The organism is Moorena sp. SIO4E2 (genome assembly GCF_010671945.1).
Classification (GTDB): Bacteria; Cyanobacteriota; Cyanobacteriia; order Cyanobacteriales; family Coleofasciculaceae; genus Moorena; species Moorena producens.
This window is the reverse complement of record NZ_JAAHIE010000973.1, coordinates 1-2,078: the sequence shown is the minus strand read 5'-3', so window position 1 is coordinate 2,078 and position 2,078 is coordinate 1. Positions and strand designations below refer to the sequence as shown.

Sequence of the window (2,078 nt, the reverse complement as noted above, 5' to 3'; positions counted from 1 at the left end):
GCATTCTATCAGCAGAGCAGGTCAGCTGATACCTACCCGGTGCGCTTACAGTCGTTGAATTAAATTCGCGCTTAGGTGAGCGCCGTTTAATCCAACCGCCGCTGACCTAAGTCTTCTCTATTCTGCTGCTTTGTAAAACTGATATAACGCGGTATAATCAGCACGTTAACGTTTACTTCCTGCTTCTTCCAAAAACTTGGGTTGCGTGAGGGGTCGGCCCTACTCACTTACACAGGCTATCACCAAGAAGCCCTCGGCTAAATGCTGTAAATTCACACTTGCGTTGTAATCTCTGTCCTTGACGGCACCGCAAGCGAAGCAGCTAAAAACTCGTTGTGTTAGTGGCATTTCTTGATTGTTTCCACAACTAGAACAGGTTTTAGAGGATGGAAAAAACCGATCGGCAAACACTAATTCACAGCCGTACCATTCGGATTTATATTCCAGTTGGCGACGAATCTCATAGAAGGCAGAATCAGCAATAGCACCTGCTAGTTTATGATTTTTCAACATACCGGACACATTCAAGTCTTCTAACCCTATGACAGCGTGGTTCTTGCTAAGCCAGGAGGTTAATTTATCGATGGCATCTTTCCGGATGTTAGTGACTCGTTGGTACGTTTTGGCTAGTTTCAATCTGGCCTTATCCCTATTCTTAGAGCCTTTTTCTTTTCTAGCCAATTGTCGCTGAAGTAATGCTATCTTCTTTTGAGCCTTTTTGTACGCTCTAGGATTAGGAAATACAGTTCCATCTGAGCAAGTCGCGAGAACTTTTACCCCAACATCAACACCTAAATAGTCTCGGGTTTTAACTGTAGGTTCGGGGTCAAACTCATAAGCTACAGACAAATACCAAGAGTCCGCCACTCGACTGATGGTTATTCGTTTAGTCTGTATTTCAGGTAAAGCTTCATGAGTCCTAACCCATCCAATAAAGGGAAGCTTTAACCTTCTCCCTTCAAAAACCATAACCTTACCGCAGTTATCAATGGTAAAGCGATCATTTCGTCCTTTTTTCTTAAATTTAGGATGTTGAGCCGTACCTTTAAAAAAGCGCTTGAATGCTTCACCTAAGTGCAGAAAAGCAAACTGATAAACTCTTGAACTTAGGGTAGACTGCCAGGGATAATCAGGCTTGATGTGATTGGTATAAAACTTTTTGAGCTTGTTAGTTGACAGTTTTAGTCCCTCTTTATAAGCGGAGTTCCACATCCGAAGTGCCCAATTCCAAATCCATCTTGAATAACCGGCGTGTTGAGCCATTAAGGTTTTCTGTTTGTTATTCAGTTTTAACTTGGTTTTGAAGGCTCTTTGCATAATTCGGGATCATTATTCAACAGAGTCTTGTATTTTCTTAGTCCATACAATCGACTTGAAAAACAGTGAAGAATTGCCAGGATATCTTCTACCATTTCTGCTTGTGGTGAAAGTTCTTTTTCATTGAGAACAATCAACTCACACTTATTTTGTTCACAAAGCCAGTTAAACAAATCAAAACCAAATCGAGCCAGCCTATCTTTATGAGCAACAACTACTCGACTGACTTCACCTTTAAGAATTTGACTGAGAAGTGCTAGTAGTTTTTTTCGCTTAAAGTTTAATCCTCCACCAACTTCTTTAATAGTTCTGGCTTCTGGGTATAAAGCTTGCAATTGGGCCACTTGCCTGTTTAAATCTGGCTTCTGAGCATGACTAGAAACTCGACAATAAAGCACTGTTTCTTTTTTGACACTGAAGGAGTGAGTATAGGATTCTACATCATATCTCCGTTGTCCTGATGGTGTTTTAATTGCTTGGATAATTCCGGCCTTTTCCCATCTAGCTAAAGTCCTGACGTTAACGCCTAGTAACTCAGAAGCTTCTTTAGGTTTAAGATACTTGGTCACCTGACTAACTTTGACAACATACTTATAGTAGCGTGTTGTGCCGTAAAATGTCAACTAAGTTTTGTCTCTAAGTATTTTAGTTGAGTGATGGCTTTTTGGGATTAAAGCAACCGATCCATCAGCCAAGCAGGAACCATATTTGACTGGATGTGGATGACGTATAACGGATTGAGCTGTTATTTGTAGATTTAA

The 2,078-nt window shown here is 40.8% G+C and carries 2 protein-coding genes; both read right to left on the bottom strand.

Features of this window, described 5'->3' with window-relative positions:
- Positions 1-219 precede the first annotated feature (219 nt).
- Positions 220-1,317, bottom strand: coding sequence for an RNA-guided endonuclease InsQ/TnpB family protein (locus F6K37_RS39610; RefSeq protein WP_287256743.1), 1,098 nt, complete (start codon positions 1,315-1,317; stop codon positions 220-222).
- A complete protein-coding gene (locus tag F6K37_RS39605) occupies positions 1,290-1,886 on the bottom strand; it encodes an IS607 family transposase (RefSeq protein WP_287256744.1) in 597 nt (198 codons plus the stop codon). The genes F6K37_RS39610 and F6K37_RS39605 overlap by 28 nt, the downstream gene beginning before the upstream one ends.
- Between the last annotated feature and the right edge of the window lie 192 nt (positions 1,887-2,078).

Bases quoted from the DNA above. Each gene is read 5' to 3' on its own strand.
- F6K37_RS39610 (WP_287256743.1), bottom strand. From the start codon at position 1,317: ATGCAAAGAGCCTTCAAAACCAAGTTAAAACTGAATAACAAACAGAAA.